14 protein-coding genes and 1 pseudogene are annotated in these 15,954 nt (G+C 64.8%); 10 read left to right on the top strand and 5 right to left on the bottom strand.

Features of this window, described 5'->3' with window-relative positions; all coding sequences use genetic code 11:
• Positions 1–46: 46 nt before the first annotated feature.
• Entirely contained in the window at positions 47–1,480 is a 1,434-nt protein-coding gene (locus IRI77_RS15405) for a serine hydrolase domain-containing protein (protein WP_228486754.1), read from the top strand.
• Between the two features lie 9 nt (positions 1,481–1,489).
• On the opposite strand, the gene IRI77_RS15400 is transcribed toward IRI77_RS15405, so the two are convergent.
• The 4 genes from IRI77_RS15400 to IRI77_RS15385 form a co-directional block, all read right to left on the bottom strand.
• Complete coding sequence (locus IRI77_RS15400; protein WP_194452929.1) at positions 1,490–1,843, bottom strand: hypothetical protein; 354 nt, start codon at positions 1,841–1,843, stop codon at positions 1,490–1,492.
• Positions 1,844–1,943: 100 nt separating this feature from the next.
• On the bottom strand, positions 1,944–2,615 hold the full coding sequence (locus tag IRI77_RS15395) for a methyltransferase family protein (RefSeq protein WP_194452928.1): 672 nt from the start codon (positions 2,613–2,615) through the stop codon (positions 1,944–1,946).
• An 86-nt stretch (positions 2,616–2,701) separates the two neighbouring features.
• Positions 2,702–3,499 (bottom strand): hypothetical protein, encoded by a 798-nt coding sequence (locus tag IRI77_RS15390; RefSeq protein ID WP_194452927.1) that lies wholly within the window; start codon positions 3,497–3,499, stop codon positions 2,702–2,704.
• A 140-nt stretch (positions 3,500–3,639) separates the two neighbouring features.
• Complete coding sequence (locus tag IRI77_RS15385; protein WP_194452926.1) at positions 3,640–5,544, bottom strand: tetratricopeptide repeat protein; 1,905 nt, start codon at positions 5,542–5,544, stop codon at positions 3,640–3,642.
• 71 nt (positions 5,545–5,615) lie between these two features.
• Between IRI77_RS15385 and IRI77_RS15380 the strand changes: the two genes are divergently transcribed.
• From IRI77_RS15380 to IRI77_RS15370, 3 genes are all read left to right on the top strand, one after another.
• A complete protein-coding gene (locus IRI77_RS15380) occupies positions 5,616–6,638 on the top strand; it encodes a DNA glycosylase AlkZ-like family protein (RefSeq protein ID WP_194452925.1) in 1,023 nt (340 codons plus the stop codon).
• Positions 6,639–6,733: 95 nt separating this feature from the next.
• Positions 6,734–7,252 (top strand): GNAT family N-acetyltransferase, encoded by a 519-nt coding sequence (locus tag IRI77_RS15375; RefSeq protein WP_194452924.1) that lies wholly within the window; start codon positions 6,734–6,736, stop codon positions 7,250–7,252.
• A gap of 179 nt (positions 7,253–7,431) precedes the next feature.
• Positions 7,432–9,684: a DUF4339 domain-containing protein gene (locus IRI77_RS15370; RefSeq protein ID WP_194452923.1), complete on the top strand. Its 2,253-nt coding sequence runs from the start codon at positions 7,432–7,434 to the stop codon at positions 9,682–9,684.
• A 67-nt stretch (positions 9,685–9,751) separates the two neighbouring features.
• Here the strand turns inward: IRI77_RS15370 and IRI77_RS15365 are convergent, their stop codons facing one another.
• Complete coding sequence (locus IRI77_RS15365; RefSeq protein WP_194452922.1) at positions 9,752–9,949, bottom strand: hypothetical protein; 198 nt, start codon at positions 9,947–9,949, stop codon at positions 9,752–9,754.
• A gap of 235 nt (positions 9,950–10,184) precedes the next feature.
• Here IRI77_RS15365 and IRI77_RS15360 point away from each other — a divergent pair, with 235 nt between their 5' ends.
• The 6 genes and pseudogenes from IRI77_RS15360 (at position 10,185) to IRI77_RS15335 (ending at position 15,920) form a co-directional block, all read left to right on the top strand.
• Entirely contained in the window at positions 10,185–10,820 is a 636-nt protein-coding gene (locus tag IRI77_RS15360) for a CDP-alcohol phosphatidyltransferase family protein (protein ID WP_194452921.1), read from the top strand.
• A gap of 9 nt (positions 10,821–10,829) precedes the next feature.
• A pseudogene (locus tag IRI77_RS15355) lies at positions 10,830–12,598 on the top strand (bifunctional alpha/beta hydrolase/class I SAM-dependent methyltransferase).
• Entirely contained in the window at positions 12,595–13,956 is a 1,362-nt protein-coding gene (locus IRI77_RS15350; RefSeq protein WP_194452920.1) for a phosphatase PAP2/dual specificity phosphatase family protein, read from the top strand. Before IRI77_RS15355 ends, IRI77_RS15350 begins: the two are co-directional and overlap by 4 nt.
• Positions 13,953–14,381, top strand: a complete 429-nt coding sequence (locus IRI77_RS15345) for a hypothetical protein (RefSeq protein ID WP_194452919.1) — start codon at positions 13,953–13,955, stop codon at positions 14,379–14,381. Before IRI77_RS15350 ends, IRI77_RS15345 begins: the two co-directional genes overlap by 4 nt.
• Entirely contained in the window at positions 14,371–14,985 is a 615-nt protein-coding gene (locus IRI77_RS15340; RefSeq protein ID WP_194452918.1) for a lysophospholipid acyltransferase family protein, read from the top strand. Before IRI77_RS15345 ends, IRI77_RS15340 begins: the two co-directional genes overlap by 11 nt.
• Positions 14,982–15,920 carry a phosphatidate cytidylyltransferase gene (locus IRI77_RS15335; protein ID WP_194452917.1) on the top strand — a complete coding sequence of 313 codons (939 nt, stop codon included), beginning with the start codon at positions 14,982–14,984 and terminating at the stop codon, positions 15,918–15,920. Before IRI77_RS15340 ends, IRI77_RS15335 begins: the two co-directional genes overlap by 4 nt.
• Positions 15,921–15,954 lie beyond the last annotated feature (34 nt).

Below are 15,954 nucleotides of genomic sequence, written 5' to 3'. Positions count from 1 at the left end.
GAAGAAAAGACCGGAACGCGGGGTCGGGAGATCCGTATTGACTGGCATGAACTCACGCACTTGGATTGCGGCGGCGGCGGTGTGCCTGCTGGCCGCGGGGCCGGCGGCGCGGGCTGCCTCGCCGTTGGACGAGCGGATTGCCCGCGTGGAGAACGGGCTGCTGAAGCCGAACCGGTTGAAAGGGAGTCCGGCGGAACGGATGAAGATCGCCGAGCGCCTGGCGCACTACAAGGTGCCGGGCGTGAGCGTGGCGGTGATCCACGAGGGCCGGGTGGAGTGGGCCCGGGGGTATGGCCAGCGCGATGCGGCGAGCGGCGCCCCGGTGACCGCCGAGACGCTGTTCCAGGCGGCCTCGCTGAGCAAAGGCGTGGCGGCGACGGTGGCGATGCAACTGGTGGCGCAGGGGAAGCTGAACCTGGATGAGGACGTGAACGGCAAGCTGCGGAGCTGGCAGGTGCCGGAAAACGAGTTCACGAAGACCGGGAAGGTGACGCTGCGGCGGCTGCTGAGTCACAGCGCGGGATTGACGGTGCACGGGTTTCCCGGGTATGCGGAGGGCGCGGCGGTGCCGTCGCTGCCGCAGGTGCTGGACGGGAAGGCTCCGGCGAATACGTCGGCGGTGCGGGTGACGACCGTTCCGGGCAGCCGGTACAGTTACTCCGGCGGCGGGTACGAGGTGATGCAACTGCTGCTGGAGGATGTGACGGGCCGGCCGTTTGCGGAGCTGGCGCGGACGCTGGTGCTGGATCCTCTGGGCATGAAGCGGAGCGCCTATGAGCAGCCGCTGGGGGCGGAGCGGGCGCGGAATGCGGCGGTGGGCTACCAGGAGAGCGGGCAGCCGATCGCGGGGCGGTGGCATACCTATCCGGAGAAGACGGCGGCGGGGTTGTGGACGACGCCGGGCGAGTTCTCGCGGTGGGTGCTGGCGATCCAGAAGCCGGGCGGCGTGTTCAAGGCCGACACCGTGAAGCTGCTGATGACCAAGGGGGCAGGGAACTACGGGCTGGGCCTGGGGCTGAACGAGACGGCCGGGCGGGCGTCGTTCTCACATGGCGGGGCGAATGAGGGCTACCGCTGCCACTACTTCGCTTACCGGGATTCGGGCGATGGGGCGGTGGTCATGACGAACAGCGACAACGGCAGCGACCTGGCGATGGAGATTCTGCGGTCGATCGCGGTGGAGTATGGCTGGGTGGATTACCTGCCGGTGGAACGGGCCGTGGTGGCGCTGGAGGGGGCGGTGCTGGCGTCGTATGTGGGGGATTATGCATTTCCGGGCGGGCCGGTAGTCCATATTCGAGTGAAGGACGGGCGGCTGACGTCGGGGCTCGGCGAAGTGGGTGTTCCGCTGCTGGCGGACGGGCCGGCTTCGTTCTTCGACATGGACGGGCACGTGCCGCCGACGCGCTTCCGGAAGGGGGCGGATGGCGGCATGGAACTGCTGGCCGATGGGGGCGTGGCGAAGCGGAAGGAGCGGTAGCGGGACCGGCTAGTGGTTCAGGTTGGGCGAACCGGCCGTGGGCGGCGGGGCTGCCTGGCTGCGCCGCAGCAGCAGACGGCCCAGGAAGATCGAGGTGATGAGGATCGCCAGGACGAGCCGCGATTGCAGCAGGCCGCCGGAGAAGCCGAAGTGCTTGTCCAGGGCGACCAGCAGGGCGAGCCCGATGATGACGATCCAGCGATGATGTTGCAGGTCGTCGACGAAGGCGGCTATGGGGGAGCGGCGGGCCCGGGCCTGCTGGAGAGGCTCCTCGATGAGTTTCTTCCTGGTGAGGTGGAGCAACACCGCCATGCAGAGGAACAGTGTCACGGCGAACAGCGCCGGCAGAATCGTCAGGCTCATCCACGGAAGTTCGGCGGATTGAGCGCGGCTGGTTACCGGGTATTCGCCCTAGACCGGGCTTGCGATTCGCCTGCCGGGGTGAGGCTTCGTAGGGACGGCGCTACCAGATGGCGGGGCAGAGGCGGTAGCGCACCCTGCGCGCGTAGTCGGCGTACCCGTCCAGTTCGTTGTGGAGGGTTGCGTCTTCCAGGCTGGTGCGGAGCATCATGACCAAGGCTGTCGCCGCGGCGGGCAGGAGGGCCCAGGTGGAGCCGAGGATCAAGGGGGTCGCCAGCAGGTAGACGGCCGAGCCGGCATAGCCGGGGTGGCGGATGAAGCGATAGGGGCCGCCGTCGATCACGGTGTGGCCGCGGTCCTTTTGAATGCGGACCACGGAAGAGAAGAAGCGGTTGGTGCGCATCGCCCAGGCGATGAGGGCGGCGGAGAGGACCGCCGCGGCGATGCCCAGGGAAACGGCCACGGTGGAGACGGCTTTCGACCAGTGGAAGCGGATGTCGAGGCCGGCGGTGATCCAGACGGCCATGGGTCCCAGCAGGACGGTGATGCCGACCAGCAGCTTGTCCCAGCTCTTGCCTTCCTTGACGTTGCGGCGTTCGGCGGCCAGTTCCGGGTCGCGTCCGAGAGTGAAGGCCAACCCGGTGAGAAGAGAGAGTCCCAAGAGTACCCAGGCATTTTGCCAGGCGAGCCGGCCCGCTGCCCCGAACAAACACGCTGCCGTGATGGCGAGGCTGAAGACAATCGAGGCCAACTGCTTGATGTCCGGAAGACGCATGCGTTTCCTCCGGTTGAGTATTTTAGCATTTCGGGCCTGAAAGGCGTGGAATGCCCCGGCCCCCGAAGTCCCTGCCTCGCGGCCACTTAGGCGGCCGGGCCGTCCCAGGTTCGGCTGAAGACGTCGCGGGTGCCGAAGTTGTTGGCAATTCGGAGGGATTGATCGAGTTCCCGGCCGTGGAAGCGAGGGTCGCGCGGAGCGCCGCTGTGGAGGGCGCCCTGGAGGTTTACTCCGCGGCGGACTACCCGGCTGAGGCGGATGCGGCCTGTCAGGTCCTGATCGAAGAAGCCTTCGAAGTCGAGGTTCCAGTAGAAGTGCTTGAGGAAGTGGAAGCGGCCGCCGGGTTCCTGGGCGGCCAGGATGGTGCAGAACATGAAGGTCGACTCCATGTGGTGCAGGAAGTTGAAGAATCCGGTGGAGCCGTTGGTGATGCGGGTGGAGAACGGTTGGGTCGGCCGGTCCTCCATCATGACGTGCGTGGTGAGCCGTCCAGCCGAGGGAATCGGGGTGGTGGTCCTGAGAACCTGGGTCCCTCGTCCTTCGACAACGCCACCGCTGGGTGGGTCGTACCAGATATCGGGCGCCGTTTCGTCGGTATCGCGCACCAGGAAGCGGCGGGTGGAGGTGGAGAGTGTACTGCCGTGGGACTGCTGCCGGCCGCGATAGCGGGCGTAGTTCGTCTCGCTGTACTCCAGTTGGATGAAGCCGAACTTCCAACTGCCGGTGAAGCTGCCCGGAATGCCGTCCATGAGGGTCACGTCGGCTTCGGCGCGGATGCGGGCCGACTTCAGTTGGACGGCATGGCCCAGGTGAAGGTCGATTTCGGTGGGGCCGATGACCACTGGGCGGGTCATCACGAGGTTGTTCAGATCGACGACGGCCATTGCTGATTCGCTCCTTACGCGGCGTTCGGCAGGGTGTCCCTGCGACAGATGCAAGTTTGCGGGGCGGTGCTGCCCGCGGAGGAGTGTCCTGGGGTTAACGCGTGGGTAAGTTACGGTATACGCGCTGCAAAGAAAGGGGGTTAGAACGGGAGTCCGGTCGACTTTAATACGGCTGCGAATTGCGGATCGGTACGCAGCGGCGCGAACAGCGGGTCGACTGCCAGATAGAGAACGTTAGCGCCGTGCTCGTGAATCTGCTGGACGGCGGCGGCGCGAGCCTCGGGCAGGCGGTCCAGGCCGAGGTAGAGGAGGCAGAGGGCGCCCGGGGGCACGTACCCGGTCCGGCTGAGGTCTTTGAAGTGGCGCTCGATTCCGGCGGCGTCGGAAGTGCGGCCGGCACGGCCGTAGGCGTAGGCGAGGAATCCCAGCTGGGCGGGACTCTGGCCCAGGCGGCGGGCCGGATCCGGCTCCATCTTCTCTGAAAGGGAGATGACCTCCGCCACATGGCCGGCATGGACCGCCGCGATCGCGATACCTCCGCCAAAGGCGGGCGAGGCGGGCTGATCTTCCTGGAGCTTGCGGAGTTCCGCCATGGCCAGGTCGGCTTTGCCCTGGAAGATGTGAACCCAGGGGGTGCAGAAGGCGGTCTGTGCGGACAGGGGGTCGAGGTCGAGGGCGATGCGGCATTCGGCCAGTGCTGCGTCGAAGCGGCGCAGGGGGAGGAGTACGCTGAGGGCCAGTCCGACGTGGGCCGCCGGAGACCTGGGACTCAGCGCGATGGCCCGGCGGAAGCGCTGTTCGGCGCCGCTCCAGTTCCAGTCGAAGCGGGCTTCGACCGTGGCCAGGATCGCCTGTGCCTCGGCCAGCGTAGGGTCAATTTCCAGGGCTTTGCCCGCGGCGGCTTTCACCTGCCGGCGTAACTCATCGGGGGGCACGGACTCGGAAAAGATCCCCTGTGCCGCGCCGGTGGCGAGGCCGGCGTAGGCCAGGGCGAACCTGGGATCGCGGTCGATGGCGCGCTGAAACAGCGCAATGGCCTGGGTGGCGGAGTCCGGCTGCAGTCCATCGAGGGCGTGGCGGCCCCGCAGGTAGAGGTCAAAGGCTTCCGGGTCGCTGGTATAGCGCCGGAACAGTTTCCGGCTGGAGTCGTCGGCCAGGCTGACCTGGAGCGCGTGCACGACGGAGCGCGAGATCTCATCCTGGACGTCAAAGATGGCCTTGAATTCGCGGTCGAAGGTCTTGGACCAGAGGTGGTAGCCGTCGCGGGTACGGATGATCTGCACGGTGATCCTGAGACGATCGCCGGATTTCTGGACGCTGCCTTCAAGGATGGCGTTCACCCGCAGTTTGGCCCCGATGGCGACCGCGTCGACCGGCTTGCCTTTAAAGGAGAAGGCGGAGGTGCGGGAAGCGACGTGGAGTCCGTCCACCTGGGCCAGGGCGTCGGTGAGCTGGTCGGCGAGGCCGTCGCTGAAGTACTCGTTCCGGGGATCGGAACTCAGGTTCAGGAAGGGGAGGACGGCGACAGCGGGGACTTCGGGCTCGGAGGGGGACCCGATTCGAAGCAGTCCGGCGAGTGCGAGGATGACTACTGCCGCTAAGGCCACGGTGGAGGCGATCAGAATCCAGCGCGGTTTCGGAGCCGGAGCGACAGCAGGGCGGGCGTCGGCGACTGGCGGGCGCAATGCGAACCTGGGGACATAGGTCCCCTTGGGCATCTCAATGATGACCGGCGACTCGAGCCCCTCGCCGGTGTAGTAGTCCTTCAGGCGTGCGCGGAGCTTGCCGGCCTCCACGCGGACGATGGGATCGGTGCGCGGGTCGAAATCCACCCTGCGGTCGAAGACCTCGGCGCCGAGGACGGACTCCTTGATGGAGTCCTGTGCGCCGGCGAGCGCCTGCTGGACGCAGAACTCGAGAAAACGGCTGGAGCGGTTGGCGTTGGTGAAGGGCGCGCTGGCGAGAATCGCCGCCAGTTGCGAGCGGATATCGTCTTCCGTGGGGGCAACCTTCGGTGGTTCGGTCGGGCCGCTCGGCTCTGGCAAGACTCAAGGATAGCCCAGCACCCGGCGGGTTCGAGACAGCAAGTAGAATATCTCGAGGAACTGGGCTTTTGATGACTACCCGGCTGGTGTTGACGCGATCGCAGATTCTGAGCTTCCGGAGGCGGGTGAACGCACTGGACGAACGGTTGCCGGAGGGCGAGGAGTCGCTGCGGACGGCCGCCTGGGCGGGGCTGCAGGATTCGGTGCCGCGGGCGGCGCTGCTTTCGATTCATGCCCGCGTGGCGGAGACGAGCCCTGCCAGTTGGGAGCATCCGTCGCTGGTGCAGTTGTGGGGTCCGCGGTTCAATGACTACGTGGTGGCGGCAAAAGACCTGGCTGTGTTCTCGCTGGGGCGGCTGCCGGCGGATGCGGTGCGGCGGGCCCGGGCGCACGACACGGCGGAGCGGCTTCATGCGTTCCTGGACGGTGGCCGGATGCCGTTCGGGCAAGCCGGGCGGGCCATGGGCGTGCCGCCCAACAGTCTCCGGTATGGTGCGGCGACGGGCCGGGTGCTGATGCGTTGGGAGGGTGCGCGCCAGCCGGTCGTCTGGACTGGGCCGCCCCCGGAGATGCAGCCGGAGGAGGCGCGGCGCGAACTCGCGCGGCGGTATCTGCACGTGTTTGGGCCGGGTACGGCTGCGTCTTTCTCCCGCTGGGCGGGGGTGAGCGGCGCGGCGGCGAACGCTGTGTTCCGGGAACTGGCCGGTACGCTGGCGGCGGTGCGGACTCCGGTGGGCGAAGGCTGGATCCTGGCTGAGGATGAGGGGGCGCTCCGGGCCAAGGCCGGACCGGTGGCCGCGGCTCGGCTGCTGCCTAGCGGCGATGCGTTCTATCTGGCGTGGGGCGCCGACCGGGCCTTGATCGTGCCGGATGAGCGGCGGCGGGCGGAGCTGTGGACGTCGCGGGTCTGGCCCGGTGCGCTGCTGGTGGGCGGCGAGATCGCAGGGGTATGGCGGCGGGCGGGGGCGGAGGTGTCGATCGACTGCTGGCGGAGGCTCACGTCGAAGGAGCGGGCGGCGGTTGAGACGGAGGCGGTAGGGCTGCCATTGCCAGGCGGCGTGTCGATTGGTGTGCAGTGGAATGGGCCGGTTTGAGCTGGGCCAGGCCGCGACCGTGCCACTGTCCAGCCGTCTGCCTGCTAGATTATGGTGAGCCGGCAGTACAGACTGCTGAAGCTCCAGGTGCCCCGATGATTCCTTTGATCGAAACAGACCGGCTGCGAATGCGCGGCCATCGCATGGAGGATTTCCTCCCTTCCGCCGCTATGTGGTCCGATGCCGGAGTGACGCGGTTCATCGGCGGACGGCCGTTCACGGAAGAAGAGATCTGGGCGCGGTTCCTGCGCTACTCGGGCCTCTGGCAGTTCCTGGGCTTCGGGTATTGGGCGGTCGAAGAACGAGCGACCGGGCGTTTTGTGGGTGAGGTTGGCTTCGCCGACTTCAAACGGGAGGTTGAGCCCTCGATCCAGGGGATCCCGGAGCTGGGATGGGCACTGGCGCCCGAGGCGCAGGGCAAAGGATTCGCCACTGAGGCGGCGCGGGCCGCGCTAGAGTGGAGCGACGTGCATCTGAAAGCCGGCCGGACCGTGTGCCTGATCAACCCTGAGAACGCTGCGTCCGTTCGTGTGGCGGAGAAGTGCGGATTCCAGGAGTACTGCCGGACGACGTACAAAGGGCACGCCACCGTGATGTACGAGAGGAAGCCTTAAAGGCTTTCCGGCTCCGGCGGGACCGCCTCGGGGAATCCGGGCTGGTGTTTATTTCACCGTTTCAGATCCGATAGAACTAAACTGCTGTCTTGCGGCATCAGTTCCGCGCACCGCACGGGGCGGAACTTGGCGACTGGCGTCGCATGGGGTGGATGGCCGCAGCCGGGAGGTTGAGTTCGATGAACTGGTACCTGGTCCGGGACGGACAACAGTACGGTCCATACGACCGGCAGGCGATGCAGGACATGATCGCGCAGGGTAGATTGTCGCCTGCCGACATGGTTTGGGCCGAAGGCTCACCGAATTGGGTTCCGGCCGCGCAGGCTGGTTTCCTATGGCCGTCGCAGGCGCCGCCTGCTGCAGTCGTCCCGCCTGGAAAAAGACAGCGGAGGTTTGGATGCCTCGGCTGCCTGGGCACGCTGATTCTCATTCCTGTGCTGCTGATCGGCGGCCTGGTTCTCTGGCTGAAGTACAAAGACAGCGGCAACATGGGGCTGGGCTCAGCGGCGACCCTTGCGTCGGCAACCGTGCCCTCCACTGGCGGCTCGATCACGATCGGCAAGCCGGGTTCCCCGTTGAACGGGATGAGCGTGAGCGTGAGCGCCGAGGCGTATGGCAAGGACCTTCCCTTCCGGATCCAGGCGACAGAGATCACCAGTCATCAGTTGGGCCCGTTGTTTCATCCGGCCACTCCGCTGATCACGATCGACAACGGTCATGTGTACTCGAACGACCCGATGGCGGTGAAGATCCCCGTGAGCATCGCACGGGACGAGTTTGCGCTGGGGTTCTACTACGACCGCAAGACGGGGAAGCTGGAAGGACTCCCGCTGGTGGGAGAGGATGCCCAGTCGATCACGATTCTCACCAGGCATTTCTCGGATCTCGTGATCAGTAAGGCGAAGAAGGCGGAGATTGTTCGGGGGTTGCCTGCCGCCAGCGGCTACCTGCCAGGTGTCGACGACTGGCAGTTCACGAACTTCGGCTCGTGGCTGGCACCGGCCGGGCACTGCGCGGGCCAGTCGATTACCTCGATGTGGTACTACCTCGAGAAGAAGCAGGCCGCCGGGGAACGGGCGCTGTACGGCCGCTATGACAACAATGACTACGGCATGGGCACGATCCAACTGCAGGAGGACGACTCGTGGGGCTACCGCTTCGCCTCCATGGTTCAGAGCGAACTCGATTGGGACAGCCTCAGCCGCAGGATTGTGCGGAAGATCAACGGCTTCCCTACCGGCCTGACGTGGTTTGCCTTTGCCTATTCGATTCAACTGACGGGAGAACCGCAGTACATCGAGATCTGGGGGCAGACGACCGATGCGAAGGGGCAGCCCGTGGAAGCGGGCCACGCGATGGTCGTCTACAAAGCGGATGCCAGCGGGTTGTACATCGCCGACCCAAACTACCACGGCAACGAGAACCGTAGAATCAATCTCGCGAACGGTGAACTGCAGCCCTACAACTCTGGCCTCAACAGAGCCGAGATCGACAAGGGCAACGGCATCAGCTTCCCGATCCTGCTCTACATCGGCAAGACGGCGATAGCCGATTGGGGGAAGGTTGGCGCGCGGTATGCGGAGATCGCCGCGGGAACCATCGGCAATGACAAGTTTCCCAAGTGGAAGGTGCGGTACCTGATCCAGGAGGGCGCGGACAAGAAGTGGCCGGAAGTCCCGAAGGTGATTAAGACCGATGAGGTCACTACGATGCTGCCGGGTGCGGGGTTGAAAGGGATGCTCCGGTTCGAGGTCAAGTTTCCCTATACGACGGGAGCGGCGGAGTACCGGGTCGATCTGTTCAAGGACACCACCTTGTTGGCCAACGGGGCGTTCGATGGGCGGGGCGAATACTACTACAACTTCAGTCTGGACAAGGGTGTCAATAACCTCGGCTTCTATTACTACAAGGTGGATGCCGACGGTAAGGCGCAGTATATCGATTTCAAGAGGGTGCGGATTCTGTATGGAGATGACGACCTGAGCGGGACCTGGAACGGAGAGATGACGGTGCGGGGCACGGAGGTTTTCCGGAAGCACGTGGAGGACCTGGTTGTCATCGTCCTGCGGGCGTTTCTGCCGGATCGCAGCGAAGCGGACCTGCGCGGGGCGGCTGCGGCCTCAATCAAGATGAACGTGGAGACGAATCCCTTCTCGTTCGTGCTGACGAAGCGGGCACAGGAGGAAGGAAAGTATGACTTCTCGATGGAGTACCGCGACAAGGAAGGCCAGCGCTATGGCAGTACGGGGATTGCCACCTATAAGGATGGTGTGCTGACCTGGCGCGCGAAGGCGGAAGACCGCTCCACCGCTGACTACCAGGGCAATCTGCTGGGCAAAGAGGCGTTGAAGGGGACTATCGACATCAACGCCTGGGGCGTCATGCCCAATGCCGCGACCAGCGAATGGCATGCCCAGCGAGCCAAGCGCTGAGCTTCTCAGGCGGCTAAAGGCCAGGCGTTCGAGGTAGCGGACGGATCGCTGGCTGCCCTGCCAGGTGCTAGTCCTCGTTCTTGGCGAACTGCTTTCGAAACATGGCAAGTTGGTCGCTGGTTGGAGGCCAGTTGGTGTCGCAGGTATTGCAGTGGAATACCAGCGCACCGGACTTCAGTGCCTCTTCGAATTCTTCCTGACGGAAGGTAACGGTCTGGTTGTGGTTGTTCGGACACACAACTTCAAAGTCGAAGCGGTCGCTCATGAGTCCTCCTGCTGCTTTCGAATCGCGGCGGTCTGTTGCGTTACCCCGGAGAATCCTAACGCTCGGAAACCTGAACTACGGCGCTCAGGGAATTTGCCCCTGCCCGATCGTAGCGCAATCCTGAGGCCCCGGGCGGATGTGCGACCGGGGGCCGAGAGGGTTTGGCAGGGATTGGGGCCTGAGTGGATTGCGTTTCCCCCCCCTTTCTTTGCCTGCTTGGGTACACTGATATCCTGTGCCGAGCATTTATTCGCTGAAGCCTCGTTTTCAAGGTTTGCTTCGTCCGCTCGCACGATTCCTGGCCCGCTCTGGCGTTACGGCCAACCACGTCACCGTCGCCGCTTGCCTGCTTTCCGTCGGGCTGGGGCTGCTGTTGACGGCTCGCATTCAGGATCGGGCCCTGTTCCTGGTGGTGCCCGGGTTTCTGTTTGTACGCATGGCACTGAACGCCGTCGATGGAATGCTGGCCCGGGAGTTCGGGCAGAAGTCGGATTTGGGCGCGTATCTGAATGAACTGGCGGATGTAATTTCGGATGGTTTTCTGTTGCTGCCGTTTGCTTATTTGCCGGAATTTGAGGCGCTTTGGATAGGCGGCGTGATCTGGCTCTCGGCGCTTTCCGAGATGGCCGGGACGGTCGCGGTGATGACCGGCGCGGGCCGGCGTTATGACGGGCCGATGGGCAAGAGCGACCGGGCCTTTGTGTTTGGCGCGCTGGCTCTATGGATTGGGGCCGGCGGCGTTGTTCCGGGCTGGTTGGGGTGGGGCTTTCCCCGGTTGCTTGCCTTGCTGCTGGCAGTTACCATCGTGAATCGAGTATTGGGCGGGCTCGGTGAAAAGAAAGCCGCCCAGGAGGAGAAGGGCGTTTCGTAGTCAGACCTTATGCGTATTCCGGAAGAGCGCTATTTCACTACCAGTGATGGTACGCGGCTGTTCTACCGCTACTGGCCGTCCTTACAGGGACCAGCCAAGGAAGCCGTAGTTTTATTTCATCGAGGCCACGAGCATTCGGGCCGGTTGCAGCACGTGGTGGACGAACTGGACCTGCCTGGGACGGCGATGTTCGCGTGGGACGCTCGCGGGCATGGGCGGTCAGTCGAGTCCGCTGCGAGTACGCCGGCGAACGGGCACGTCCCGACGATGGGCACCCTGGTCAAGGACGTGGATGTGTTTGTACGGCACATTTGCGGCGAGTTCGCGATCGCCATGGAAGACATTGCGCTGCTGGGGCAGAGCGTGGGCAGTGTGCTGGCCGCGGCGTGGGTGCACGATTATGCCCCGCCGATCCGGTGCATGGTGTTGGCTTCCCCTGCTTTCAGCGTGAAGCTCTATGTGCCGCTGGCGCGCCCGGCGCTGGGGCTGTTTCATCAGTTGTTCGGCAACTTCCACGTCAATTCCTATGTGAAGCCCAGCGCGTTGACGCACGATCCCGAACGGATTGCTTCGTATAAAGCGGACCCGCTGATCCGGCGGCCGATCTCGGTGAACATCCTGCTGGCGCTGTACAGCACGGCGGACCGGCTGATTGAAGACGCCGCGGCGATCCAGGTGCCGACGCAGATCCTGATCTCGGGCGCCGACTTCGTCGTGCACCACAAGCCGCAGCACCAGTTCTTTGAACGGCTGGGGTCGAAGGTGAAAGAGGTGCATGTTTTCGAGGGCTTCTATCACGACACCCTGGGCGAGCGGGATCGGGCTCCGGCGATTGCGAAGGCACGCGGGTTCCTGCAGAAGTGCTTCGCCGAAGCGCCGCCGCGGGCTTCGCTGCTGGAGGCGGACAAGACGGGGTATACGAAAGACGAGTTCGACCGGCTGAGCAAGCCGCTGCCGGCGCTGCATCCGAAGGCGCTGAATTTTGGGATGACCCGGTTCGGCATGAAGACCGGCGGACGGCTCTCGGACGGCATCCGGTTGGGGCTGGAGACGGGGTTCGACTCCGGCAGCACGCTGGACTACATCTACCGCAACAAGGCCTCCGGCATCACACCGTTGGGCAAGTTGATCGACTGGTTCTACTTGAACGCGATCGGGTGGCGCGGCATCCGCGTGAGGAAGGCGCATATTGAACAACTGCTGCGCGGAGCGATTGCGGCGCTGCAGGCCGCCGGGCAACCGGTGCGGATCGCCGATATCGCGGCGGGGCATGGGCGGTATGTGCTGGAGGCGATTGAGGGGGGGAGGCGAAGCCGGAGCATATTCTGCTGCGCGATTACAGCGAGATCAACGTCAGGCAGGGTAGGGAACTAATCCGGCAGAAGGGTCTGGACGGGATTGCGCAGTTTGAGCAAGGCGATGCATTCGATCGGGGCAGTGTGGCGGCGATGACGCCGCGGCCGACACTGGGGATCGTCTCCGGGTTGTATGAGTTGTTTCCCGAGAACGGACCGATCCGCGAGTCGCTGGCCGGGTTGGCGGAGGCGATCGCTCCAGGAGGGTTCCTGATCTACACGGGGCAACCCTGGCATCCGCAACTGGAAATGATCGCGCGTACCCTGCCGAGCCACCGCAATCACCGGCCTTGGATCATGCGGCGCCGGACCCAGGTGGAAATGGATGAACTGGTGGCGGCGGCGGGTTTCCGCAAGACCGAACAACTCTCGGACGAATGGGGGATCTTCACGGTCTCGGCCGCCCAAAGGATGGGTGATTGAGTAGTCCCGAAGTCGCGGCCCGATCCGCCGAACCCGGCCCCTTTGAAACGAGTTCTGCTGAATCCCGGCCCTGGCTGCCGGCCCTGCTTTGGCTGGCCGCGCTGGGGCCGTTGTTCTTCCTGAGTTACGGGTTCGCGAACTGGGTGACGGGACTGCGCCGGGCTGTGCCGGAGGTGGCGTTCGCGTGGGAGCACAGGATCCCGTTCCTGGCGTGGACGATCATCCCTTACTGGTCGACAGACCTCTTCTATGCGGTGTCGGTGTTTCTATGCCGTACGCGGGCCGAGTTGCGGACGCACGTCAGCCGGTTGATCGCGGTGCAGGTGCTGTGCGTGGCCGGCTTCCTGCTGGCGCCGCTGCGATTCGGATTCGAGCGCCCCGCAGCAGAGGGGCTGTTCGGCCAGTTGTTTGATGCACTGATGAGTTTCGATAAGCCGTTCAACCAGGCGCCTTCGCTGCACATCGCGCTGATTGCGGTGCTGTGGGCGCGATATGCGCGGCACTTCAGCGGCGTCACGATGTGGCTGCTTCGGCTCTGGTTTGTGCTGATGGCTGTTTCGACATTGACGACGTATCAGCACCACTTCATCGACCTGCCGGCGGGATTGTGGGTGGGACTGGTGGCCATGGCGTTGTTTCCCGAGCAGGAGATCGCGCCAAGGCATGCGCGGTCGGGTGACCAGCAGCGGTTTCCGCTGGGTATGGCGTATGTGACGGCTGGGCTGCTTTGCGCGTATGCCGCGCATCGTATCGGTGGGGGCGGGTGGATTCTTGCGTGGCTGGCAGCGGCGCTGGTGCTGGTGGCCGGGATCTACTGGTCCGGGCAACCCTGGCTGTTTGGCAAGTCGGGAGGGAGAATGGCTCCAGCGGCGATGAGCCTGTTGGCGCCGTATATCGCTTTGGCCTGGTTGAGCTCGCGGTGGTTCACTCGCGGCCAGATGCCTGCGAACGAAATTGTAGAGGGCGTGTGGCTGGGGCGGTTTCCGACTCCGGGCGAGCTCACGGCCAGGGGTATGGCTTCAGTGGTGGATGTCACGGCTGAACTGCCCTTCACGGGACGGGGCGTCGAGTATCGAAGTGTTCCGATGCTGGACCTGATGGCTCCTGGAGCGGATCAACTGGATGCAGCGGTGGACGCGATTGAGGCATTTGCAGCGGCTCGGCCCACGCTGGTGTGCTGCGCGCTGGGGTACTCCCGAAGCGCCACAGCCATGGCGGCGTGGCTGATTGCGACCGGGCGTGCGGCGTCGGTGGACGAAGCGATCGCACAGGTGAGAATCCGGCGGCCGGTCATTCTGCTGGGGGCCGCGCACAGGCAGGCGCTGGCAGTGTGGGCCAAGGGGAGGGCCTCGCGGTGACCCTGGAGTTCGATGGGAAGGTGACGGCGAGTTTTCTGCGGTCCGGCCAGGTGGTGTCGAATGCGAGCAACTGCGCGGCGGTGATCGCCGGGGTTGGCCTGCTGCTGGGGCGGCCGGGCGCGGGGCGGGTGTGGTTCGCAGCCTCCGCCGTTCTCTGGCTGGTTGCGGTTTATTTGGGCTTACGCGTGTCGATTGACGCGGGGTTGTTCCGGGACCTGGCCGAGAAGCCCGAAGACGGTGGCCGCTCGTTGGATGAGTGGCTGCGGGCGAGAGGAGTGGGCCAGCCAGCGCGTGAGCGGTCGATGGAAGAGCGGAGCCGGGGCGCCCTGCGGCTGTGGATCCGGCTGATCGTGGTGGCGGCGGTCCAGTTCGCGGCGCTGGCGGCAGGCCTGGTGCTGCAGGCCTGGAGGCCGGATGCTGGCTGAGCTCGCGGGGGCGCTGATTACGGGTGCGACGCGGCTGATGACGGGTGTGCAGGGCCGCTGGTTGGGGTGTGCGCCGAGTGAGTCGCAACGGTTGTATTTCGCCAACCACGCCAGCCACCTGGATTTTGTGCTCGTCTGGTCTGTCCTGCCGCCTCGGATGAGACGCCGTGTGAGGCCTGTGGCGGCGGACGACTATTGGAACAGGGGGCGGATGAGGAAGTTCCTGATCCACCAGGTGTTCCGGGGAGTGCTGATTGCGAGGGGCAAGGTGGAGCGGGAGCATAACCCGCTGACGGCGATGTGCGCCGCGCTGGACGAGGGGGATTCGCTGCTGCTGTTTCCGGAGGGCACGCGCGGGACGGGCGGAGCGGTGCAGCCATTTAAATCCGGCGTGTTTCAGTTGGCGCTGGCTTACGGGGAGCTGGAACTGGTGCCGGTGTGGATCGATAACGCGCATCGGGTGATGCCAAAGGGGACGCTGCTGCCGTTGCCGCTGCTGTGCTCGGTTGCCTTTGGAGCGCCGATGAAGTTAGGTGAGAACGAAGGGAAGATGGAGTTCCTGGAGCGCCTGAGGCGAGCGCTGGTCGAGTTGGGGGACGCATGAACACGCCGGAAGTAATGGTCACGCTCTCTGTCCTGGTGGGTGTGCTGACCGTGGCGAGCCTGACTTCGTTCATTCTGCGCAAGCGGGCGCGGCCGGGGCCAAATGCCGTGCTGGACAATCTCAACGCGCGCATCAACGCGTGGTGGGTGATGATCTTTGTCCTGGCCGCGGCGTTTCTGGCGGGCCCCCTGGCCGTGACGTTGCTGTTCGCATTCGTGTCGTTTGCCGCGCTGCGCGAATTCATCACCCTGACGCCGACGCACCGCGCGGATCACATCGCATTGTTCATGAGCTTCTTCGTGGTGCTGCCGATGCAGTATTGGCTGGCAACCGTGGACTGGTTCGGGTTCTTTGCCGTGCTCATCCCCGTGTATGGGTTCCTCGTGCTGCCGATTGCGTCGGTGGTCTTCGGCGATCCGAGAAACTTCCTGGCCCGGACGGCGGAGACGCAGTGGGGGTTGATGATCACCGTTTATTGCATCTCGCATGTGCCGGCTCTGCTGACGCTGCACATCCCGGGCTACGCGGGGCGCGATGCGCTGCTAATCGTCTTCCTGTTGATCGTGGTGCAGTCCAGTGATGTACTTCAGTACATCTGGGGGAAGTTGTTCGGCCGCCATCTGGTGGCGCCGGAGTTGTCTCCTTCCAAGACCGTGGAAGGGCTGATCGGCGGGGTGCTGAGCGCCACGGTGTTGGGCGCGTGCCTGTGGAAGCTGACGCCGTTTCAGTGGTGGCAGGCGGCGGGCATGGCCTTCGTCGTGACGATGATGGGCTTTCTCGGCGGGCTCGTCATGTCGGCCATCAAGCGCGATCGCGGTGTGAAGGACTGGGGCCACCTGATTGAAGGGCACGGCGGGATGCTGGACCGGTTGGATTCCGTGGCCTTCTCGGCTCCGATCTTCTTCCACCTGACGCGCTTCTTCTTCACACCGTAGTCTTCCCTGATGGGCCGGGCCTTGGAGCGGTGCC

It is taken from the genome of Paludibaculum fermentans, assembly GCF_015277775.1.
Taxonomy (GTDB): domain Bacteria; phylum Acidobacteriota; class Terriglobia; order Bryobacterales; family Bryobacteraceae; genus Paludibaculum; species Paludibaculum fermentans.
The sequence above is the reverse complement of the archived record's forward strand: the minus strand, read 5'-3'. Positions and strand labels throughout refer to the sequence as shown.